The organism is Burkholderia cenocepacia (genome assembly GCF_900446215.1).
In the GTDB taxonomy this organism is placed as follows: domain Bacteria; phylum Pseudomonadota; class Gammaproteobacteria; order Burkholderiales; family Burkholderiaceae; genus Burkholderia; species Burkholderia cenocepacia.
Window position 1 is genome coordinate 22,300 of the sequence record NZ_UAQZ01000006.1, and the last position, 22,609, is coordinate 44,908.

A 22,609-nucleotide genomic window follows, 5' to 3' on the forward strand; every position below is an offset into this window, starting at 1 on the left:
AGGTCGGCATGACCGCTGCGATCTCCCGGCCAGGCGGCGCTCCCGCCGCCGGCCGTCCGCCTGCCTCGCCGATCAGCCTCCCTTCGTCACGATCGTCTTCCACGCGCCGTTCTTCACCTGGTACAGCGTCGACATCCCGCTCTTCAGCGAGCCGTCGTTCGCGAACGAGATGCGGCCGGTCACGCCTTCGAAATCGATCTTCTTCAGCGCCGGGCGATAGGCCTTCGGGTCGGTCGAGCCGGCCGCCTGCATCGCCTTGATCGCCGCCCACGCCGCGTCATAGCCGAACTGCGCATACGACAGCACGTCGACGCCGAAGCGCTTCTTGAAGCGCGCCTCGAAATCCTTCCCCTGCGGCAGCTCGTCGAGCGGCCGGCCGTATTCCCATGCCATCGCGCCTTCCGCGGCCGGGCCCGCGATCTTGATGAACTCGTTGTCCTTCACGCCGCCGCCGCCGACGAACTGCGCGTTCAGCCCGAGCTGGCGCATCTGCTTGATGAAGTTCGCCGCGAGCGAATCGAGGCCGCCGAAGAAGATCAGGTCGGGATTCTTGGCCTTCAGGCTCGTGATCTGCGCGCGGAAATCGACCGCCTGGTTGCTGGTGAACTCGCGCCCGATGAGGTTGCCGCCGGCGGCCTTCACGGCCTTCTCGAATTCGTCGGCCTCGCCCTGGCCGAACGCGGTGCGGTCGTCGATGATCGCGATGCGCTTCGCCTTCGTCACGTCGACCGCGTACTTGCCCGCGTTGCCGGCGTTCTGGCCGTCGGTCGCGATCACCATGAACATGTTCGCGAGCCCGCGCGACGTGAGCGTCGGGTTGGTCGCGGCCGGGTCGATCACCGGAATGCCGGCCTTGTCGTAGACCACCGACGCCGGGATCGTCGTCCCCGAGTTGAAGTGACCGACCACGACCGACACGTTCTGGTCGACCAGCGCCTGCGCGGCCTGCACGCCAATGCGCGGGTCGGCCTGGTCGTCCTGCACGACGAGATTGAAGCGGGCCGGCTTGCCGGCGATCTGCACCTTCTGTGCGACCGCATCGTCGAGCGCGAGCTGGACGCCGTTTTGCAGGTCCTTGCCGTAGCCGGCGTTCACGCCCGTGAGCGGCGCGGCGAAGCCGACCTTCACGTCGGTTGCGTCGGCAGCCCGGGCGGCCTGTTGCGAGAGGAGGGCAAGCGCGGATGCAATCGACACCGACAGCAGGGAATGACGGAATTTCATGTTGTTCCTCTTGTTCGACACCTGCGAGTAGGTACCGCGCGCGCCAGGGCGAGCCGGGCGCGTGCGACGGGCGGGCGGTTCGACCGCTTCTCGGGATCGGGCGGGGAGGTCGGCATCGTGATCCTCGGAAACATCTCCCGTCAGGCTCCGCGAAGAGCCCCGATTGCTTCGATATATAGGTCGCCGATATGCGCGGGTCTTGGAAATTTGCCGCGCATTCGATGCGGATTTGCGCATAGCTTCCGCGCGTGCGCGGGTGGCCGGTATCGGGAGTTTCCCGTCGCGAACGCCACGGGCGGGAAGGAGGGGGAGCGGCGCGGGGCAAGGACGCGGCGCGGCCCGCCGGGGGCCGCGCCGCGTGTGGGGCGACGTCAGTCGGACAGGGCGTCCGACGCGGCTTCGGCGTCGTCGTGCGACGCGGTCGTGCGGATCAGCGGGTCGCTGGTGCTCGGGCGGCCGGTTTCGACGTGACCGGCGAAGCGACGCAGGAAGCCGAGCAGCCGGCCGTCGCTGACGGTCAGGTCGTACCAGCCGTGGCTGCCGCGCAGATCCCAGTAATCGTCGACGTGCGCGCCCGGCGCGAGGTCGAACGTGCGCGCGTGACCGTGGCCGTACGCGTTCGTGACCTTGAGCCGCACGGCCTTGTGGCCGCGGTTCATCAGGCGCAGCGTGATGTTGCCGTTCGCGACGTCGTAGCCGTAGATCACCTCGGGGTTCACGTTCGCGCTGCCGACGCCGGTCGCGAACGGGCCGCGGAAATGGCAGTAGAAGCCGTTCGGGCCGTACACGTCGAGGTCGTACAGGCCGAGCGACGCGGCGGCGCTCCAGGTATCGGCGACGCGTTTGCCGGCTTCGACCGTGTACGCCCACGGGCCGTCGACGCGGTTGCGCGACTGGACCTGGAACGCGGCGCCCGCGCGGCCCGTGTTCGCGAAGGTCAGCCGGAACTGGCCGTTCGCGGCTTCGACGCGGCCGTGCACGAACAGTTCGTACGGCAGCGCGCGCGCCGGACGCAGCCCGGCTTCCTGTTTCGGCAGCTTCTGCAGCACCGGCGGCACCGGGATGTAGTCGGGATGGCGCACGCGGTCGGGCGGCGCGTAGCCGCTCGTGTCGGGCAGCGTCGGCCAGCCGGCGTCGGCCGTCGCGAAGTCGAATGCGGCGGTCAGGTCGCCGCACACCGCGCGGCGCCACGGCGACACGTTGGCGGCCGTGACCGGATACTGCGCGCCGAACCGCGCCTCGATGAATTGCAGCAGCGACGTGTGATCGAAGGTCTGCGAGCAGACCCAGCCGCCCTTGGTCCACGGCGACACGACGAGCATCGGCACGCGCGGCCCGAGCCCGTACGGGCCGGCCATGTGCGACGCGTCGCCGGCGAACACCTCGTTGGTCGTCGCGACCGTCGACAGCCCGTTGGCGCGCGACTGCGGCGCGAACGGCGGCGGCACGTGGTCGAAGAAGCCGTCGTTTTCGTCGTACGTGATGAAGAGCGCGGTCTTGCTCCACACGTCGGGATTCGACACGAGCGCCTTCAGCACCTGCTCGATGTACCACGCGCCGTAGTTCGCGGGCCAGTTCGGGTGCTCGGAATACGCTTCCGGCGCGCAGATCCACGACACCTGTGGCAGCGTGCCGTTCTTCACGTCCTGCTGCAGCACGTCGAACAGCGTGCCGCCGGCGCTGATGTTGGTGCCGGTGCGGGCCTTGTCGTACAGCGGCGTGCCGGGCAGCGCGGTGCGGTACTGGTTGAAGTAGAGCAGCGAGTTGTCGCCGTAGTTGCCGATGTACGGGTTCTGCGTCCAGCCCCACGAGCCGTTCGCGTCGAGTCCCGTGCCGACGTCCTGGTAGATCTTCCACGACACGCCGGCCTGTTCGAGCACTTCCGGATAGGTCGTCCAGCCGTAGCCTTTTTCCTCGTTGCCGAGCACCGGGCCGCCGCCCGTGCCGTCGTTGCCGACGTAGCCCGTCCACATGTAGTAGCGGTTCGGGTCGGTCGAGCTCGGGATCGCGCAGTGGTACGCGTCGCAGATCGTGAACGCATCGGCGAGCTGGTAGTGGAACGGGATGTCGTCGCGCTTCAGGTACGCCATCGTCGTGGTGCCCTTGTTCGGCACCCACTGGTCGTAGCGGCCCTTGTTCCACGCGGCGTGCATGTCCTGCCAGCCGTGCGGCAGGTCCTGCAGGAACTGCAGGCCGAGCTTGTCGGCACCCGGGTGGAACGGCAGCAGTTCGGCCGGGCCGACCGGCTGATGGAACACCGACTTGCCGTTCGCGAGGCGCAGCGGGCGCGGATCGCCGAAGCCTCGGACACCGCGCATCGTGCCGAAGTAGTGGTCGAACGAGCGGTTCTCCTGCATCAGGATCACGATGTGTTCGATGTCGCGGATCGTGCCGGTACGGCGGTTCGCGGGAATCGCGAGCGCATCGCGGATCACGGGCGGAAACAGGTTCAGCGCGGCGGCGCCGGCAGTGCCGGCGGCGACGCGCAGGAAGTCACGACGGTTCGATCGGGTCATGGTCGTTATCGTGCGGTAAAGGGGAAGCCGATTGGCGGGACCTGCGGGAAGGGCGCGCGCCGGGTCGCAGGATGCGGCTGCGCCGGTTCGTGCCGCCGCGAGCATAGCGAGGAATCGGTGTCATTCATGTGAAGTCCGGAAACGTTTGCACGGACAGCGAACCGGCATCGGGATAGGCATCGCCAGCGGTCGCGGTGTAACGGGGAAAGCGGGAAAGCGGGAAAGCGGGAAAGCAGGAAAGCAGTGCGGCGGAGCAGCGCAACGCCGTGCCGGCGCGTCAGGCGTCGGTCACCCACGCGCCGAACCATTCGCTCGGGCGGGCGATCTCGTCCTGCGCGGCGACGAGTTCGAGTTCGTAACGGCGTGCGTCGTAGGTGGCCTTAACGACCGCGTGCACGGCCGCGAGCGTGTGTTCGAACGCGGCGCGCACCGAATCGCCGCGCAGCCGGCATGCGACGAAGATCGCGCTGGTCAGGTCGCCGACGCCGACCGGATGGCGCGGAAACGCATACAGCGGCCGCTGGCCGATCCACGCTTCGGTTTCGGTGACGGCGAGCATGTTGAAACGGTCGGCCGGACTGTTGCGGTCGTGCAGGTGCTTGACGAGGATGATCTGCGGGCCGCGGCGGATCAGCGCGCGGCACGCGTCGACGGCTTCGGCGACGGTCTCGATGCGCCGGCCGGCGAGCTTCTGCAGTTCGGTATGGTTCGGCGACATGCCGTCCGCGAGCGCGGGCATCTCCTGCACGATGAATTCCTCGACACCGGGCTCGGGCCGGATGCCGCCCGTCTGGCCCATCGCCGGATCGCAGAAGTACCACGCGTTCGGATTCATCGCCTTCACCGAGCGCACGATCTCGACCGCCGCGCGCGCCTGCGGCGGCGAGCCGAGGAAGCCGGAAAGCACCGCGTCGCAACGCTTGAGCGCGCCGATGGCCGCGACGCCGTCGACGAGCTGTTCCATCTTCGCGGCATCGATCGCGCTGCCGGCCCAGTGGCCGTACTGCATGTGATTCGACAACTGGACGGTATTGAGCGGCCAGACGTTGATGCCGAGACGCTGCATCGGGAACACGGCCGCACTGTTGCCGGCATGGCCGTAGATGACGTGCGACTGAATGCTGAGGACGTTTTTCATGGGAATTCGCCTGCACGCGTTTCAGGGTCACGTCACACGATACCCGAGTTCGTCATACGCGCGGAAGTCGCGCGGCCTCGGAGTGTTGCGCGCCGTCGTCACGCGACCGCGTAGAATCGCGGGGGCGCGAGACCGTCCGGCCGCAACCGGCTGCCCGCGCGCGTCTCCAATCACCGTGATCGCCATGCTTTCGATTTGCAAGATGTTGTCCGTCGCGCGCGCCGCCGTGCTCGGCGCGAGCGCCGCCGCCGCGTGCGCGCTGCCCGTGGCGGCCGTTGCCGCGACGCCCGCCGCCAACGACGGGCCCGCGTACGGCCCGCGCCTGGAAGGGTTCGCGTATCCGGCGCCCGTGCACGAGTACGCGTTCGTGTCGCAGCGCGAAACCCTCGAGATGGCGTACCTCGACGTGCAGCCCGCGCATCCGAACGGCCGCACCGTCGTGCTGCTGCACGGCAAGAACTTCTGCGCGGCGACCTGGGAGGACACGATCGGCGTGCTGAGCCGCGCCGGCTATCGCGTGATCGCGCCGGACCAGATCGGCTTCTGCAAGTCGTCGAAGCCCGAGCGCTACCAGTACAGCTTCCAGCAACTCGCGCGCAACACGCACGCGCTGCTCGAATCGGTCGGCGTGAAGTCGGCGACGATCATGGGCCACTCGACGGGCGGGATGCTCGCGATCCGCTACGCGCTGATGTATCCGAAAGCGACCGACCAGCTCGTGCTCGTGAACCCGATCGGCCTCGAGGACTGGAAGGCGCTCGGCGTGCCGCCGCTGTCGGTCGACTACTGGTACGCGCGCGAACAGAAGACCACGGCCGACGGTATCCGCCGCTACGAGCAGGGTACGTACTACGCAGGCAAGTGGTCGCCGTCGTACGAGCGCTGGGTGCAGATGCTCGCCGGCATGTATCGCGGCGCCGGCCGCGACGCGGTCGCGTGGAACTCCGCGCTGATCTACGACATGATCCTCACGCAGCCGGTGGTCTACGAATTCGGTGCGATCCGCGTGCCGACGCTGCTGATGATCGGCGACAAGGACACGACCGCGATCGGCAAGGACGTCGCGCCGCCCGACGTGCACGCGAAGCTCGGCCGCTATCCGGAGCTCGCGAAGCGCACGCAGGCCGCGATTCCGGGCGCGCAACTCGTCGAATTCCTGGCGCTCGGACACGCGCCGCAGATCCAGGACCCGGACGCGTTCCACAAGGCGCTGCTCGACGGGCTGGAGGCCGTGCCCGCAGTGATGCGGGACAGGCGGCCGGCGGCGCGCGAGCGTGCCGTCAGCGCGCTTCGTTCGCGAGCTCGTCGCGGATCTGCGCGGCCAGTTCGAACGAGCGCAGCCGCGCGGCGTGATCGTAGATCTGCGCGGTGATGATCAGCTCGTCGGCGCCCGTCAGCGCGATGCGCTCGCGCAGCTTGTCGCGCACCGTGTCGCGCGAGCCGACCGCCGCGAACGACAGCGAATGCGCGACGGTCGCGAGTTCGAGCTCGTTCGCCTCGAGCACGTCGACGGGCGGCGGCAGCTTGCCCGGCGTGCCGCGCCGCAGGTTGATGAACTGCTGCTGCAGCGACGTGAACAGGCGCCGCGCCTCGTCGTCGGTCTCGGCCGCGAACACGTTGACGCCGACCATCGCATGCGGCTTCGGCCACGCGGCCGACGGCCGGTACTGCGCGCGGTAGATCTCGAGCGCCCGCATCAGATAATCCGGCGCGAAGTGCGACGCGAACGCGAACGGCAGCCCGAGCATCGCCGCGAGCTGCGCGCTGAACAGGCTCGAACCGAGCAGCCACACCGGGACGTCGAGCCCCGCGCCGGGTACCGCCCGCACGCGCTGGCCGGGTACCGGCTCCGCGAAATAGCGCTGCAGCTCCGCGACGTCGTCCGGAAACGAGTCCGCACTGCCGATCAGGTCGCGGCGCAGCGCGCGCGACGTGGTCTGGTCGGTGCCGGGCGCGCGGCCCAGGCCGAGATCGATGCGCCCCGGATACAGCGACGCGAGCGTGCCGAACTGTTCGGCGATCACGAGCGGCGCGTGGTTCGGCAGCATGATGCCGCCCGAGCCGACCCGGATCGTCCGCGTCGCGCCCGCGACGTGGCCGATCACGACGGCGGTGGCCGCACTCGCGATCCCCGGCATGTTGTGATGCTCGGCCAGCCAGTAGCGCCGGTAGCCCCAGCGTTCCGCGTGCTGCGCGAGATCGACGGTGTTGCGGAACGCCTGCGAGGCGTCGGCGCCGGCCGGAATGGGGGCGAGATCGAGTACGGAAAACGGTGTCATCGAAAGACCTTCGAAACGGGGTGGCGTGGTGATGCGCTGACGCAACAGACGCCAACGATTTTGCCAAAGGGTTCCGGAACGTGCTGGCCGCGCGCGGATACCCATGCGCCTTACAGGGGTGCAGGGTTGCTTGCGGTGATCGTTGCAAAAATCAATCTAATTGCTGATTAATTACCAATCTTTACGGCGATTGGAAGTGAAACCGCATCGACATACAAATTTGCACGAAACGTTTGATTTTAAAGACTGCAATACGCCTGCAAAGTGCTTACGCTAATGTGAACGTGGCCGAGCCGATCCGGTTCGTCGACCGCTCAGCTTTGCCGGAATCGCACCAGTCCGTTTCTCGTAGCGCCGCGCGCGGGGGGCTGCGGACTGCTAAAATCCGGCGCCTGTCCATGTTGTGCCAATGGAGCCATTCGAGTCTTCCCGCATGCCGTCCGGGTGCTGCGCGGGGATACGCCACGCGAAGCCGGGCATGGCCGCACCCGAACAACGGGTCGTGCCTTCCCCATTACAGACGCTGCTGGAACAAGGAGTCGGGTCGTGCCCGCGTTCGTCGCTGTCGGAATACCGCATCACGCTCAATCACGCTCAAGCGTTCGCCATGGCGCCGAAGTCGCCGGGAGGCGTTGCGCATGACGCCCACCGCCACGCTGCTCGACTGGCTCCTGATCGTCTTCACGCTGGCCGCGGCCGGCTATGCGCTCGTCGCGGCCTTCGCGCCGCGGCCGCGCACGCCACGCACGGCGGTGCGCGGCGGCTTCGAGCCGGTCAGCGTGCTCAAGCCGCTGTGCGGCGCGGAGCCGCACCTGTACGAAAACCTCGCGACTTTCTGCGAGCAGCGCCATCCTCGCTATGAGGTGCTGTTCGGCGTCGCATCGTCGGCCGATCCGGCTATCGCGGTCGTCGAGCGGCTGCGCGCCGATCATCCGGCGTGCGACATCTCGCTCGTGATCGACGCGCGCGTGCATGGCAAGAACCTGAAGGTCAGCAACCTGATCAATCTCGCCGAACGTGCGAAATACGGCCGCATCGTGATCGCGGACAGCGACATCGCGGTGAAGCCCGACTATCTGGAGCGCGTGACGGCGCCGCTCGCGGACGCGTCGGTCGGGGTCGTCACGTGCCTGTATCATGCGCGCAGCGTCGGCGGCTTCTGGACGCGGATCGGCGCGCAGTTCGTCGACGCCTGGTTCGCGCCGTCGGTGCGGATCACGCACCTCGGCCGCTCGAGCCGCTTCGGCTTCGGCGCGACGCTCGCGCTCACGCGCGACACGCTGGACCGGATCGGCGGTCTCTTCGCGCTGAAGGACGAACTGGCAGACGATTTCTGGCTGGCCGAGCTGCCGCGCCGCCTCGGGCGGCGCACCGTGCTGTCCGAGGTCGAGGTCGCGACCGACGTGATCGAACCGTCGTTCGGGCCACTGTGGCACCGCGAGACGCGCTGGCTGCGCACGATCCGTTCGCTGAACCCGGCCGGCTTCGCGTTCCTGTTCATTACGTTCACCGTGCCGTGGCTTGCGATCGGCGCGGCGCTCGCATGGCGCCTCGACGGCAGTGTCGCCGGCACGCTGGCGGGCGGCGCGGCCGCGGTCGGCGCATTCGGCCGGCTCGTGCTGCACGCACGCGGCGAGGACGGCTGGCGTGCGTTCTGGCGCGACCTGCCGCTCGTCGCGGTGCGCGACACGCTGCTCGCGCTGGAGTGGCTCGCGGCCGCGTTCGGCACGCACGTCGTGTGGCGCGGCGCGAGGATGACGGTCGTCGGCGGCGAACGCGCGGCGGCGGCCGTGGAAGCAGTGGACGGCCGCTAGGGCCGTCGATCGAACCCGGCCCGCGGGCCGAGACGCGTCGCACGGCGAAGCCGCGCGGCGCGACATGACAGAGAGGCGGGCGCCGGCATGGCGGCCCGCGGTTTTTTGACTGAATCGTTGTAACGAAACGAACTATGCAGGCTACCGGAGCATTCATGAAAACGCTGTTCTTGCAGGCCCCTTCGTATGACGGCTTCGACGGCGGAGCCGGCTCGCGCTATCAGGCGAAGCGCGAAATCCGTTCCTTCTGGTACCCGACCTGGCTCGCGCAGCCGGCCGCGCTCGTGCCGGGCAGCCGCGTCGTCGATGCGCCGGCCGACGGCCTGTCGGTCGAGGAGACGCTGAAGATCGCCAACGACTACGACCTCGTGATCATCCACACGAGCACGCCGTCGTTCCCGACCGACGCGATGTTCGCGCAGGATCTCAAGAAGATGAAGCCGTCGATGCTGGTCGGCATGGTCGGCGCGAAGGTGATGGTCGATCCGCACAACTCGCTCACGGCGAGCGAGGCCATCGACTTCGTGTGCCGCGAGGAGTTCGACTTCACCTGCAAGGAACTCGCCGAAGGCAAGCCGTTCGCGGAGATCAAGGGCTTGAGCTGGCGCGCGAAGGACGGCTCGATCGAGCACAACGAAGCGCGTCCGATCCTCGAGAACATGGACGAACTGCCGTTCGTCGCGCCCGTCTACAAGCGCGATCTGAAGATCGACAACTACTTCATCGGCTACCTGAACTATCCGTACGTCTCGATCTACACGGGCCGCGGTTGCAAGTCGCGCTGCACGTTCTGCCTGTGGCCGCAGACGGTCAGCGGCCATCGCTACCGCACGCGCTCGGTCGAGAACGTGCTCGCGGAAGCGAAGTGGATCCGCGACAACATGCCGGAAGTGAAGGAGCTGATGTTCGACGACGACACCTTCACCGACGACCTGCCGCGCGCCGAAGCCATCGCCATCGGCCTGGGCAAGCTCGGCATCACGTGGTCGTGCAACGCGAAGGCCAACGTGCCGTACAAGACGCTGAAGGTGATGAAGGAAAACGGCCTGCGCCTGCTGCTGGTCGGCTTCGAATCGGGCGACGACCAGATTCTCGTGAATATCAAGAAGGGCGTGCGCACCGATTTCGCGCGCCGCTTCAGCGCGGACTGCAAGAAGCTCGGCATCAAGATCCACGGCACCTTCATCCTCGGCCTGCCGGGCGAGACGCAGGAGACCATCAAGAAGACGATCGAGTACGCGAAGGAAATCAATCCGCACACGATCCAGGTGTCGCTCGCCGCGCCGTATCCGGGCACGACGCTCTACAAGCAGGCCGTCGAAAACGGCTGGATGGAAGAGAACAAGACCATCAACCTGGTGAGCAAGGAAGGCGTGCAGCTCGCGGCGATCGGCTATGCGCACCTGTCGCGCGACGAGATCTATCACCACCTCGAGCAGTTCTATCGCCAGTTCTACTTCCGTCCGTCGAAGATCTGGGAAATCGTGCGCGAGATGCTGACGAGCTGGGACATGATGAAGCGCCGCCTGCGCGAAGGCGTCGAGTTCTTCCGTTTCCTGCGCGCACACGAGGCCTGATCGGTGGCGACGCAGCGGGCGGCGCGGGCGCTGATCTTCACCGCGGACGACTTCGGGCTGCACCCGCGCGTCAACGCGGCGGTCGAGCGTGCGCACCGCGACGGCGTGCTGAACGCCGCCAGCCTGATGGTCGGCGCGAGCGCCGCGCAGGATGCGATCGAACGCGCGCGGCGGCTGCCGTCGCTCGCGGTCGGCCTGCATCTGGTGCTCGCGGACGGGCCGGCCACGCTGCCCGCGCATGAGATTCCCGCGCTCGTCGGCCGCGACGGGCGATTCGGCGACGCGATGGCGAAGGACGGCTGTCGCTTCTTCTTCCTGCCGCACGTGCGCGCGCAACTGCGCCGCGAGATCCGTGCGCAGTTCGATGCGTTCGCGGCGAGCGGCCTGCCGCTCGACCACGTGAACGCGCACAAGCATTTCCACCTGCATCCGACCGTGCTGTCGATGATCATCGAGATCGGCCGCGACTACGGGCTGCGCGCGGTGCGGCTGCCGTACGAAACGAGCGCGCCCGCGCTGCTCAAGCCGTGGATCGCGCTGGTGCGCGCGCGGCTCGACCGCGCGGGGCTCGCGCACAACGACTACGTGGTCGGGATCGAGCATACGGGCGCGATGGACGAGGCCGTGCTGCTCGACGCGCTCGCGAAGCTGCCGGCGGGCGTCGGCGAGATCTACTGTCATCCGGCCGAGGCCGGCGACGGCCCGATCACGCCGACGATGGCCGATTACCGTCCGGTCGACGAGCTCGAGGCGCTGCTGTCGCCGCGCGTCGCGGCCGCGCTGAAGGCGGCGGGCGTCGCGACCGGCGGGTTTGCCGACGTGTTCGGCGGGCCGGCGGCGCGACGCGGCGCGCAGGCGTCGCGCGCACCGGGAGCGCAGCCGTCATGAGCAAGTGGATCAAGTGGCTCGGCTGGCCGGTCGGCATCGGCATCCTGCTCGCGCTGGGGCTGCACGAAGGCGTCGGCGACGTGTCGCAGATGCTCGCGCGCGCCGGCTACGCGCTGTTGTGGCTCGTGCCGTTCCACGCGCTGCCGCTGCTGCTCGATGCATACGCATGGCACCTGCTGCTCGACCGGCGCAGTTCGCTGCCGTTCCTGTGGTGGATCGCGACCGTGCGCGAGGCCGTGAACCGGCTGCTGCCCGTGGTCGGGATCGGCGGCGAGATCGTCGGCATCCGGCTCGCGCGCTGGCAGGTGCCCGACGCGAGCCGCGTGACCGCGTCGGTGATCGTCGAGGTGCTGGTGACGATCGTGGTGCAGTATGCGTTCGCGGCGCTCGGCCTCGTGCTGCTGCTCGCGACGACCGACAACATGGGCGGCGGCACGATCGGCCTCGCGCTGCTGCTGACGCTGCCGTTGCCGGTGTTGGGCGTCGTGCTGATGCGGCGCGGCGGCATCTTCCACGCGATCGAGCGTTTCGCGGGCCGCCTGCTCGGCGATTCGCACCGGCTGCTGCAGGGTGTCGACGGCCGCCGGCTCGACGCCGACATCGATTCGCTGATGTCGCGCACGGGCCTGCTGTTCAGCGCCTTCTTCTGGCAACTGGCCGGCTACGTGCTCGGCGCGCTCGAGATTTACTGGGCGCTCGCGCTGCTCGGCCATCCGGTGTCGATCGGCGGCGCGATCGCGATCGAGGCGATGACGCAGGCGGTGCGGCACGCGGCGTTCATGGTGCCGGGCGGACTGGGCGTGCAGGAAGCGACCGTCGTGCTGCTCGCGCAGATGTTCGGCGTCGATCGCGAGACGGCGCTGTCGCTCGCGGTCGTCAAGCGCGGCCGCGAAGTGCTGTTCGGCTGCCTCGCGCTGGGCTCGTGGCAGCTTGCCGAGCTGGTGCGCACGCGCCGCCGGCTGGGCGGATCGCCGGCCGGGCCGCGCACGGCGCCGCCGGCGAACCGGGCGACCGAAACCCGGACCGAAACCGAAACGACGCATTGAATCCGGGACGGGCCACACGGCCCGTCTCGCGCTTTTGGCGTCGCGCGGGTATCCTTGCCGCGTGTTTTCTCGACGCGCAACCCTTCCGATGATTTTCCGTTTCCGGCTGCTTTCCGTGACGATGCTGGCCGCCGCGCTGGCGCTAACCGGTTGTGACGACCAAGGCCATCTCGACGTGCAACGTATCAGGGACTTCTTCAACGCGATCAAGCCTGCGCCGCTGCTGCTGAAGGGGCTGAAGGTCGGCGAATCGACCGAGGCCGACGTGCGCGGCACGATGGGCAAGCCCGAGACCGAGCGTACGTTCACCGACGGCTCGAAGCGTCTCGAATATCCGCGCGGCCCGATGGGCAACCAGACCTGGTTCGTCGATCTCGATGCGAACGGGCGCTACACGGGCGCGACGCAGGTGCTGACCGCCGAGAACTTCGCGAAAGTGCGCCCGGGGATGGACGAGGACGAGGTGCGGCGGCTGCTCGGCAAGCCCGGCGACATCGCGCAGTATCCGCTGAAGCCCGAGACGGTCTGGAGCTGGCGCTGGCTCGAGGACGGCGTCAACACCGACGCGTTCTTCAACGTCCATTTCGGCCCGGACGGGCTCGTTTATACGACGTCGCGCTCCGACATCCTGAAAGGGCGCTGACGTTCACGCGCGGCGCTTCTTCAGCCGGTCGCGCAGCGCGTCGTTCATGCGCGTCTGCCAGCCGAGGCTGTGGCGGGCCAGGACGTGCATGTTCGGCCCGATGGCCCGTCCGGCGCTATATCGAAAAAGCGACCGGAAAATTGCAAAAAACCCGCTTCCCGGCGTGTCATGAGACTGTCAGGGAGCGGGTTTTTTCCTTTTGAAACAGCGGCGTAGGTCGTATGCGCAAATGGTGGGATGAATTGTTGCGACGCAGCAATCGCCCGTACGGTGATTTGAGGCAATCAATTTCGCTTGCGACTATCCGCGTCAACCCGGCGCGGGACAGGCAGTCGCGTCGGCATTCATTCCAACTCTGGAGACGCGCGTGTTCCTTTACGGCTTTGGTCCGGTCCTCTGGGCCGGCACCGTGCAGACCATCGAGCTGTCGGTGCTGTCGCTCGCCACTGCGGTGGCGCTGGGGCTGATCGGCGCGGTGGCGAAGCTGTCGCACAACCGGGTACTGCGAGCGATCGCGACCGGTTATACGACGCTGATCCGCTCGGTGCCCGATCTTGTGCTGATGCTGCTGCTGTTCTACAGCATCCAGATCTGGCTGAACCAGTTCACCGACCTCGTCGGCTGGAACCAGATCGACATCGATCCGTTCGTGGCGGGCGTGCTGACGCTCGGCTTCATCTACGGCGCGTACTTCACCGAGACGTTTCGCGGCGCGTTCCTGTCGGTGCCGCGCGGCCAGCTCGAAGCCGGCGCGGCTTACGGGATGAGCGGCGCGCGCGTGTTCGCGCGGATCATGTTTCCGCAGATGATGCGCTTCGCGCTGCCGGGCATCGGCAACAACTGGCAGGTGCTCGTGAAGGCCACCGCGCTGGTGTCGATCATCGGCCTCGCGGACGTCGTGAAGGCCGCGCAGGACGCCGGCAAGAGCACGTTCAACATGTTCTTCTTCATCCTCGTCGCGGCGCTGATCTATCTTGCGATCACGACCGTCTCCAACCTCGTGCTGATCCAGCTCGAGAAGCGTTATTCCATGGGCGTGCGGCACGCAGAACTATGATCGAGATCCTCCAGGAATTCGGCAAGGCGTTCCTTTTCTGGGACGGCCAGCGCCTCTCCGGCCTCGCGGTGACGCTGTGGCTGCTCGTCGCGTCGATTTCGCTCGGCTTCGTGTGCGCGGTGCCGCTCGCGGTCGCGCGCGTATCGAAGAACAAGTGGGTGTCGATGCCCGTGCGCTTCTACACGTACGTGTTCCGCGGCACGCCGCTCTACGTGCAGTTGCTGCTGATGTACACGGGCATGTACAGCCTCGAGTTCGTGCGCTCGCACTCGCTGCTCGACGCGTTTTTCCGCAGCGGTTTCAACTGCGCGATCCTCGCGTTCGCGCTGAACACCTGCGCGTACACCACCGAGATCTTCGCCGGGGCGATCCGCGCGATTCCGCACGGCGAGGTCGAGGCGGCGCGCGCGTACGGAATGTCGCCGTTCACGATGTACCGCCGCGTGATCCTGCCGTCGGCGCTGCGCCGCGCGCTGCCGCTGTACAGCAACGAGGTGATCCTGATGCTGCACGCGACCACCGTCGCGTTCACGGCGACCGTGCCGGACATCCTGAAGGTCGCGCGCGACGCCAATTCCGCGACCTACATGGCGTTCCAGTCGTTCGGAATCGCCGCGCTGATCTATCTTGCGGTATCGTTCGCACTCGTCGCGGCGTTTCGCCGCGCGGAGCGCCACTGGCTCGCGTATCTCGCGGCCGCCCGTCATTGAATTACTTCGAGGAGAGCCAGTTGGCCGAGATCACTCAAACGAGCGCGTCCGCTTCCGTCAAGCTTGCCGCGGTCGATATCCACAAGCGCTATGGCGACAACGAGGTGCTCAAGGGCGTGTCGCTGAATGCGAAGGCCGGTGACGTCATCAGCATCATCGGCGCGAGCGGCTCGGGCAAGAGTACGTTCCTGCGCTGCATCAATTTTCTCGAGCGGCCGAATGCGGGGCAGATCGTCGTCGACGGCGAGGCCGTGCGTACCAAGACCGACCGCGCCGGTGCGCTCGAGGTCGCCGATCACAAGCAGTTGCAGCGCATCCGCACGAAGCTCGCGATGGTGTTCCAGCACTTCAACCTGTGGGCGCACATGAACGTGCTCGAGAACGTGATGGAGGCGCCCGTGCACGTGCTCGGCATTTCGAAGAAGGAAGCCGAGGAGCGTGCGCGCGAGTACCTGGAGAAGGTCGGCCTGCCGCCGCGCGTCGAGAAGCAGTATCCGTCGCATCTGTCGGGCGGCCAGCAGCAGCGCGTGGCGATCGCGCGGGCGCTCGCGATGCATCCGGACGTGATGCTGTTCGACGAACCGACGTCCGCGCTCGATCCGGAGCTCGTCGGCGAAGTGCTGAAGGTCATGCAGAAGCTGGCCGAGGAAGGGCGCACGATGATCGTCGTCACGCATGAGATGGGTTTCGCGCGCAACGTGTCGAACCACGTGATGTTCCTGCATCAGGGGCGGACCGAGGAAGAGGGCGATCCGAAGGAAGTGCTGGTGCGGCCGCAGAGCGAGCGGCTCAAGCAATTCCTGTCGGGCAGTCTCAAGTAACGCGACAGGGCAGGTTTCAGCCGTGGTACCGGTGTCTCGTCCCGCAGGCGCCACCCGCACGACGCAGGTGGCGATCGTTGCATTGCCGCCCGTGTCGATGTCGGGCGTGGGGCCGATCGTCGATGCGCTGAATCTCGCGAACGAGATCGACGGGCGGCTTCTGTACCGCTGGCAGGTGTGTTCGTGGGACGGGCGGCCGGTGCCGCTCGCGGGTGGTGCGCAGTGGCATGCCGATGCGGCGTTCAACGACGCGATCGCGTGCGACTGGTTGATCGTCGTGTCCGAGCGGTTTCAGCAGTTCGCCGATTACCGGCTGTTTCTCGCGAGTCTCGCGCGGGTCGGGCAGCGCACGCCGGTCGTGACCGGCATTCATCACGGCGTGTGGTGGCTCGCGATGGCGGGGCAGCTTTCCGGGTATCGCGTGAGCGTGAACTGGGAGACGTATCAGCAGTTCGCCGAGCAGTTCGAGCGGTCGATCGTCACGCAGCAGATCTTCGAGATCGATCGCGATCGGGCGACCTGCGCCGGCGGGCAGGCGACCGTCGATTTCATGCTGGCCATGATTGGCCGGGAACATGGGGCGGATCTCGCGGAGCGGATTGCCGATGCGCTCGGGGTCGGCACGCTGCGCAGCGGCGAGGAGCGGCAGCGGATTCCCTTTGTTACTGCTCCGGGGGAGCGGCATCCTCGGTTGAATGACGCGTTGCTTTTGATGGAAGCCAATGTCGAGGATCCGCTTACTACCGATGAGATCGCCGGGTTGGTCGGCGTGTCGCGGCGGCAGTTGGAGCGGCTCTTTCGACAGTATCTCGGGGCGATGCCCTCCAAGTATTACCTCAATCTTCGGTTGCTCAAGGCAAGGACCCAGTTGCAGAGGACCAGCAAGTCAGTGGTTCAGGTTAGTCTTGCTTGCGGGTTTTCTTCTGCTGCGCATTTTTCTAATGCTTATCGGGAGAGGTTTGGGGTTACGCCTCGGGAGGATCGGCGAGCCTGGCTCGAGAAGCAGACGGGCGGGGGCAGTGAACCTCGTGGGGGGGCGCTCGTCGAGCGCGGGAAAGATTGAGGTTCGGTTTTGGGTTTCGTTGGTGGTGTGCTCACGGTTGGCGTGAAGCACCTGTGATCGTGTCGGTCTATTAGCGTCGCCCCTGCGCGGGGCAGCGGTCACTTTTCTTTGTCTTGCCAAAGAAAAGTAACCAAAAGAAAGGCGCTCGATAACGCATGACTTCCCGGTGCCACGGCCATCAGAGTGGATCGCACAAAAGTGTCCGCGCCAGTCAGGACACCGGAGTGGTTCGAGCAATGGTTCTGACACCACTGCCTGCCCCACGGAGCGGTATACCATCCGCTAGCTCCATCCTCGCTACGCTCGGCTGCAAGGTACTTCAGGGGAGGTCATGCGATTGCGTTCTGCACAAACCGCAGACTGCCAGGCACTTTTTCTGCTCTCGCATTTGTGTAATTCGATCGTTTGACGAGCGGTGTTTTCGCGACAGCGATGTTGTTTGCCCCCCTATTTTTCTTGCGAGTGGCGAATTTCCTGCGTATCGAGAGTTGGTTCCCTGTGAGGGGGCTGGTGGTAGCGATTGGGTGGGGATGGACCTGTCGGCCGAGCGAAGCGAGGACGGAGCTAGCGGGCGGTATACCGCTCCGTGGGGTAGGCAGTGGTGTCAGAACCATTGCTCGAACCACTCCGGTGTCCTGACTGGCGCGGACACTTTTGTGCGATCCACTCTGATGGCCGTGGCACCGGGAAGTCATGCGTTATCGAGCGCCTTTCTTTTGGTTACTTTTCTTTGGCAAGACAAAGAAAAGTGACCGCTGCCCCGCGCAGGGGCGACGCTAATAGACCGACACGATCACAGGTGCTTCACGCGACCGGAAGCCGACCACAGAAAAGCCGGAAAAAGCCCCAAAATACCGACACGGCGTAGCCGCCCCCCGGCCCTAAAGGGCAAAACCAAAACCTTCCGATAGAACCCGTCGCAATTCCGCAAGACGCTTGCGTCACCCTTACCTAAACTTGATCCTGTTGAACCCTCTTACGAAACCGAAAGGAACGACCATGACGACCTCGACCGTGACCCGCCAGACATTCGACGAAGTGATGGTGCCGGTATTTTCCCCCGCCCCGTTCGTGCCGGATCGCGCAGAGGGCTCCCGCGTGTGGGATACGGCCGGCCGCGAGTACATCGATTTCGCGTGCGGCATCGCGGTGACGTCGCTCGGCCACGGCCACCCGGAACTGCTGAAGGTGCTGGACGAACAAGGCCGCAAGCTCTGGCACATCGGCAACGGCTACACGAACGAACCGGTGCTGCGCCTCGCGAAGCGCCTCGAATCGCTGACCTTCGCCGACCGCGCATTCTTCGCGAACTCGGGCGCTGAAGCAAATGAAGCCGCACTGAAGCTCGCACGCCGCGTCGCGTTCGACCGCCACGGCGCCGACAAATATGAAATCGTGTCGTTCGTCCAGTCGTTCCACGGCCGCACGTTCTTCACGGTCAGCGTCGGCGGCCAGCCGAAATACTCGGAAGGCTTCGGCCCGGTGCCGCAAGGCATCAAGCACCTGCCGTTCAACGACATCGAAGCCGCGAAGGCCGCGATCGGCCCGAAAACCTGCGCGGTGATCGTCGAACCAGTGCAAGGCGAGGGCGGCGTGATCCCCGCCGATCCGGCGTTCCTGAAAGCGCTGCGCGAAGCGTGCGATGCCAACGACGCACTGCTGATCTTCGACGAAGTGCAAACGGGCGTCGGCCGCACGGGCCAGTTCTACGCGTACATGGACACGGGCGTCACGCCGGACATCCTGACGACCGCCAAGGCGCTCGGCAACGGCTTCCCGATCGGCGCGATGCTGACGACGAACGAACTGGCCGCGCACTTCAAGGTCGGCGTGCACGGCACGACGTACGGCGGCAACCCGCTCGCATCGGCGATCGCGGACAAGGTCGTCGAACTGATCGGCGACCCGGCACTGCTCGAAGGCGTGCGCGAACGCAGCGTGCGCCTGAAGGGCGCGCTGGAACGCATCAACGCACGCTTCGGCATCTTCAAGGACGTGCGCGGCAAGGGCCTGCTGGTCGGCGCGGAACTCACCGCCGCCTTCGACGGCCGCGCGAAGGACTTCGTCACCGCCGCCGCGGAGAACGGGCTGATCATGCTGATCGCCGGCCCGAACGTGCTGCGCTTCGTCCCGTCGCTGGTGATTCCGTTCGACCTGCTCGACGAAGGCGTGAAGCGCTTCGAGAAGGCAGTCGAGCAGGTGCTCGCGGCCCAGGAAGCCACCGCGCGCTGATCGGCGCGCCCATCGCAGACAGGAACGACGATGCTATTTGTTCGCCCCGGCAAACTCACGGATCTCGATGCGCTCGCGCACATGGCGCGCACCGCGCAGCCGGTCCTGCACTCGCTGCCGCACGACCGCGCGGCGCTCGAAGCGCGTGTGGCGCTCTCCGAGGATTCGTTTCGCGCGGACGTCGATTTCGCCGGCGAGGAGTTCTACCTCTTCGTGCTCGAGGATTCGTCGACCGGCAAGCTGCTCGGCACGGCGAGCATCGTGGCCGCGGCCGGCTACTCGGAACCGTTCTACGCGTTCCGCAACGACGCGCTGATCCACGCGTCGCGCGAGCTGCACGTGAACCGCAAGATCCACGCGCTCACGATGTCGCACGAGCTGACCGGCAAGAGCCGGCTCGCGGGCTTCTACGTCGATCCGTCGCTGCGCGGCGATGCGGCCGCGCACCTGATCTCGCGCGCCCGGATGATGTACATCGCCGCGAACCGCCGCCGCTTCACGCCGGAAGTGTTCACGCTGCTGCTCGGCGTGAGCGACGGCAACGGCGCATCGCCGTTCTGGGAAGCGGTGGGCCGCAAGTTCTTCGGCCGTAATTTCACCGACGTCGACATCGCCTCGGGCGGCCGCAGCCGCACGTTCATCGCGGAAGTGATGCCGGCCTATCCGCTCTACGTGCCGCTGCTGCCCGAAGCCGCGCAGCGCGTGCTCGGCGAGCCGAACGAAACGGCCTTGCTCGCGTACGACATCCATCTCGAGGAAGGCTTCGAGCCAGACCGCTTCGTCGACATCTTCGACGCGGGCCCGGTGCTGACCGCCCAGGTCGACCGCACCGCGTGCGTGAAGCAGGCGTCGGAGCGCGTCGTGCGCGAGGCCGCGCATCAGCGGGGCGACGTCGCGTACATGGTGTCGACGGGCAGCGGCGAGTCGTTCCGCTGCGTGCTGGCCGACCTGCCGGGCGACACGGCCGACGCGCGCGGCACCGACGCGCCGCTGGCCGGCGACGTGCGCGCGGCGCTCGATGTGAAGGAAGGCGATGTCGTGCGCTGCGTGCCGCTGCACCGCCGCGACGATGAAGATTTGAAGGGAGACGCAGCATGATCGTCGTTCGGGTCGTACAAACGGGCGACGTCGACGCGCTCGTGTCGCTCGCGCAGGAAACCGGGCCGGGCCTGACCACGTTCAAGCCCGACCGCGACGCGCTCGCCGCGCGCATCGAACGCTCGCGCCGCACGCTCGAGGGCAAGGCCGCACCGGGCGAGGCCGGCTACTTCTTCGTGATGGAAGAATCGAAGACGGGCGACATCGCCGGCGTGTGCGGGATCGAAACGCAGGTCGGCCTCGAGCAGCCGTTCTACAACTACCGCGTGAGCACGGTCGTGCATGCGAGCCAGGAACTCGGCGTGTGGACGCGGATGTCGGCGCTGAACATCTCGCACGACCTGACGGGCTACGCGGAAGTGTGCTCGCTGTTCCTGAGCCCGCGCTATCGCACGGGCGGCGTCGGCGGCTTGCTGTCGCGCTCGCGCTTCATGTTCATCGCGCAATTCCGCGACCGCTTTCCGGAGCGCATCTGCGCGGAACTGCGCGGCCACTTCGACGAGGACGGCACGTCGCCGTTCTGGCGCGCGGTCGGTTCGCACTTCTACCAGATCGATTTCAACGCGGCCGATTACCTCAGCTCGCACGGCCGCAAGTCGTTCCTCGCGGAACTGATGCCGCGTTACCCGGTGTACGTCGACCTGCTGCCGCAGGACGCGCAGGACGCGGTCGGCCTCACCCACCGCGACACGCTGCCGGCCCGCAAGATGCTCGAAGCGGAAGGGCTGCGTTACCAGAATCACGTCGACATCTTCGACGCGGGCCCCGTGCTCGAATGCCACGTCAACGACCTGCGCACGGTGCGCGAGAGCGTCGTCGTACCGGTCGCGATCGGTGTGCCCGACGCGCGGGACGATGCTCCCAAGTCGCTCGTGTCGAACACGTCGCTCGGCGACTTCCGCGTCGGCGTCGCGCCGGGCGTGGTCGCGAACGGCTCGTTCGTGCTGTCGGCCGACGATGCCGTCGCGCTCGACGTGAAGGCCGGCGATCCGGTCCGCGTGCTGCCGCTCAAAGTCAAACAGGGATAAACGAATCATGACGGAACTCTTCATCGACGGCGCCTGGGTCGCAGGCTCGGGCCCCGTCTTCGCTTCGCGCAACCCGGGCACCGACGCTGTGGCCTGGCAGGGCGACAGCGCGTCGGCGGCCGACGTCGACCGTGCGGTCGCGAGCGCGCGCCGCGCGTTCGCCGGCTGGTCGGCGCTCGACTTCGAGGCGCGCTGCGAAATCGTCAAGCGCTTCGCCGCGTTGCTCACCGAACGCAAGGAAGCGATCGCGACCGCGATCGGCCGCGAGACGGGCAAGCCGCTGTGGGAAGCGCGCACCGAAGTCGCATCGATGGCCGCGAAGGTCGGCATCTCGATCCAGGCGTATCAGGAGCGCACCGGCGAGAAGCGCCAGGACATGGCCGACGGCGTCGCGGTGCTGCGTCACCGCCCGCACGGCGTCGTCGCGGTGTTCGGCCCGTACAACTTCCCCGGCCACTTGCCGAACGGTCATATCGTGCCGGCGCTGATCGCCGGCAACACGGTCGTGTTCAAGCCGTCCGAACTTGCGCCGGGCGTCGCGCGCGCGACGGTCGAGGTGTGGCAGGCAGCCGGGTTGCCGCCCGGCGTGCTGAACCTCGTGCAGGGCGAGAAGGACACCGGCATCGCGCTCGCGAATCATCGGCAGATCGACGGGCTGTTCTTCACCGGCAGTTCGGACACCGGCACGCTGCTGCACAAGCAGTTCGGCGGCCGTCCGGAAATCGTGCTCGCGCTCGAGATGGGCGGCAACAACCCGCTCGTGATCGGCGAGGTCGAGGACGTCGACGCGGCCGTGCATCACACGATCCAGTCGGCGTTCCTGTCGGCTGGCCAGCGCTGCACGTGCGCACGCCGCATCTTCGTGCCGCAGGGCGCGTTCGGCGACCGCTTCCTCGCGCGTTTCGCCGACGTCACGTCGAAGATCACGGCCGACGTGTTCGACGCCGATCCGCAGCCGTTCATGGGCGCGGTGATCTCGGCCCGCGCGGCCGCGAAGCTGGTCGACGCGCAGTCGCGCCTCGTCGAGCAGGGCGCGAAGCCGATCATCGCGATGACGCAGCGCGATCCGCGCCTGGGCTTCGTGAACGCGGCGATCGCCGACGTGACGGGGGTCGCGAACCTGCCCGACGAAGAACATTTCGGCCCGCTCGCGCAGGTCGTCCGCTACACGACGCTCGACGACGCGATCGAGCGCGCGAACGACACGGCGTTCGGCCTGTCCGCCGGCCTGCTGGCCGACGACCCGAAGGTGTGGGAGCACTTCCGCCGCACGATCCGCGCCGGGATCGTCAACTGGAACCGCCCCACTAACGGCGCATCGTCCGCCGCGCCGTTCGGCGGCACGGGCCGCTCCGGCAACCATCGCCCGAGCGCGTACTACGCGGCCGACTATTGCGCGTATCCGATGGCGTCGGTGGAAAGCACGCAACTGACTTTGCCCGCGAGCCTGTCGCCGGGCCTGCATTTCTGATCGAGGG

18 protein-coding genes are annotated in these 22,609 nt (G+C 67.1%); 14 read left to right on the forward strand and 4 right to left on the reverse strand.

Annotated features, from left to right (window positions below; all coding sequences use genetic code 11):
* Positions 1-72: 72 nt before the first annotated feature.
* The 3 genes from DTA15_RS13675 to pdxY form a co-directional block, all read right to left on the reverse strand.
* Positions 73-1,221 carry a branched-chain amino acid ABC transporter substrate-binding protein gene (locus tag DTA15_RS13675; protein ID WP_006484314.1) on the reverse strand — a complete coding sequence of 383 codons (1,149 nt, stop codon included), beginning with the start codon at positions 1,219-1,221 and terminating at the stop codon, positions 73-75.
* A gap of 371 nt (positions 1,222-1,592) precedes the next feature.
* Positions 1,593-3,737, reverse strand: coding sequence for a phosphocholine-specific phospholipase C (locus DTA15_RS13680; protein WP_006484309.1), 2,145 nt, complete (start codon positions 3,735-3,737; stop codon positions 1,593-1,595).
* A gap of 277 nt (positions 3,738-4,014) precedes the next feature.
* Positions 4,015-4,875, reverse strand: a complete 861-nt coding sequence (gene pdxY / locus DTA15_RS13685; protein WP_006484315.1) for a pyridoxal kinase PdxY — start codon at positions 4,873-4,875, stop codon at positions 4,015-4,017.
* Positions 4,876-5,059: 184 nt separating this feature from the next.
* On the opposite strand from pdxY, the gene DTA15_RS13695 reads away from it, so the two are divergent.
* Positions 5,060-6,247, forward strand: coding sequence for an alpha/beta fold hydrolase (locus DTA15_RS13695; protein ID WP_012492438.1), 1,188 nt, complete (start codon positions 5,060-5,062; stop codon positions 6,245-6,247).
* Here the strand turns inward: DTA15_RS13695 and DTA15_RS13700 are convergent.
* Positions 6,156-7,154, reverse strand: a complete 999-nt coding sequence (locus DTA15_RS13700; protein WP_006492947.1) for an LLM class flavin-dependent oxidoreductase — start codon at positions 7,152-7,154, stop codon at positions 6,156-6,158. The genes DTA15_RS13695 and DTA15_RS13700 overlap by 92 nt on opposite strands.
* Before the next feature lie 638 nt (positions 7,155-7,792).
* On the opposite strand from DTA15_RS13700, the gene hpnI reads away from it, so the two are divergent.
* The 13 genes from hpnI to astD all read left to right on the forward strand — a co-directional run bounded on the left by hpnI (position 7,793) and on the right by astD (position 22,602).
* Entirely contained in the window at positions 7,793-8,968 is a 1,176-nt protein-coding gene (gene hpnI / locus DTA15_RS13705) for a bacteriohopanetetrol glucosamine biosynthesis glycosyltransferase HpnI (RefSeq protein ID WP_020979909.1), read from the forward strand.
* A gap of 155 nt (positions 8,969-9,123) precedes the next feature.
* Positions 9,124-10,545 carry a hopanoid biosynthesis associated radical SAM protein HpnJ gene (hpnJ, locus tag DTA15_RS13710; protein ID WP_006483725.1) on the forward strand — a complete coding sequence of 474 codons (1,422 nt, stop codon included), beginning with the start codon at positions 9,124-9,126 and terminating at the stop codon, positions 10,543-10,545.
* Between the two features lie 3 nt (positions 10,546-10,548).
* Positions 10,549-11,433 carry a hopanoid biosynthesis-associated protein HpnK gene (gene hpnK / locus DTA15_RS13715; protein ID WP_006493052.1) on the forward strand — a complete coding sequence of 295 codons (885 nt, stop codon included), beginning with the start codon at positions 10,549-10,551 and terminating at the stop codon, positions 11,431-11,433.
* Entirely contained in the window at positions 11,430-12,479 is a 1,050-nt protein-coding gene (locus tag DTA15_RS13720) for a lysylphosphatidylglycerol synthase domain-containing protein (RefSeq protein ID WP_006488735.1), read from the forward strand. The genes hpnK and DTA15_RS13720 overlap by 4 nt, the downstream gene beginning before the upstream one ends.
* Before the next feature lie 88 nt (positions 12,480-12,567).
* Complete coding sequence (locus DTA15_RS13725) at positions 12,568-13,122, forward strand: hypothetical protein (protein ID WP_006488732.1); 555 nt, start codon at positions 12,568-12,570, stop codon at positions 13,120-13,122.
* A gap of 367 nt (positions 13,123-13,489) precedes the next feature.
* On the forward strand, positions 13,490-14,179 hold the full coding sequence (locus DTA15_RS13730) for an ABC transporter permease (RefSeq protein ID WP_006488734.1): 690 nt from the start codon (positions 13,490-13,492) through the stop codon (positions 14,177-14,179).
* Positions 14,176-14,889, forward strand: coding sequence for an ABC transporter permease (locus tag DTA15_RS13735; RefSeq protein ID WP_006488739.1), 714 nt, complete (start codon positions 14,176-14,178; stop codon positions 14,887-14,889). The genes DTA15_RS13730 and DTA15_RS13735 overlap by 4 nt, the downstream gene beginning before the upstream one ends.
* Before the next feature lie 20 nt (positions 14,890-14,909).
* Complete coding sequence (locus DTA15_RS13740) at positions 14,910-15,710, forward strand: ABC transporter ATP-binding protein (protein WP_006488736.1); 801 nt, start codon at positions 14,910-14,912, stop codon at positions 15,708-15,710.
* 22 nt (positions 15,711-15,732) lie between these two features.
* The gene (locus DTA15_RS13745; protein ID WP_006488743.1) at positions 15,733-16,773 is read left to right on the forward strand and encodes a GlxA family transcriptional regulator; all 1,041 of its coding nucleotides are present in this window, start codon (positions 15,733-15,735) and stop codon (positions 16,771-16,773) included.
* Between the two features lie 999 nt (positions 16,774-17,772).
* Positions 17,773-19,005 (forward strand): aspartate aminotransferase family protein, encoded by a 1,233-nt coding sequence (locus DTA15_RS13760; protein ID WP_006488733.1) that lies wholly within the window; start codon positions 17,773-17,775, stop codon positions 19,003-19,005.
* 30 nt (positions 19,006-19,035) lie between these two features.
* On the forward strand, positions 19,036-20,103 hold the full coding sequence (gene aruF / locus DTA15_RS13765) for an arginine/ornithine succinyltransferase subunit alpha (protein WP_006488738.1): 1,068 nt from the start codon (positions 19,036-19,038) through the stop codon (positions 20,101-20,103).
* The gene (astA, locus tag DTA15_RS13770) at positions 20,100-21,131 is read left to right on the forward strand and encodes an arginine N-succinyltransferase (protein ID WP_006488741.1); all 1,032 of its coding nucleotides are present in this window, start codon (positions 20,100-20,102) and stop codon (positions 21,129-21,131) included. The genes aruF and astA overlap by 4 nt, the downstream gene beginning before the upstream one ends.
* 7 nt (positions 21,132-21,138) lie before the next feature.
* Positions 21,139-22,602: a succinylglutamate-semialdehyde dehydrogenase gene (gene astD, locus DTA15_RS13775; RefSeq protein ID WP_006488740.1), complete on the forward strand. Its 1,464-nt coding sequence runs from the start codon at positions 21,139-21,141 to the stop codon at positions 22,600-22,602.
* Positions 22,603-22,609: the final 7 nt, after the last annotated feature.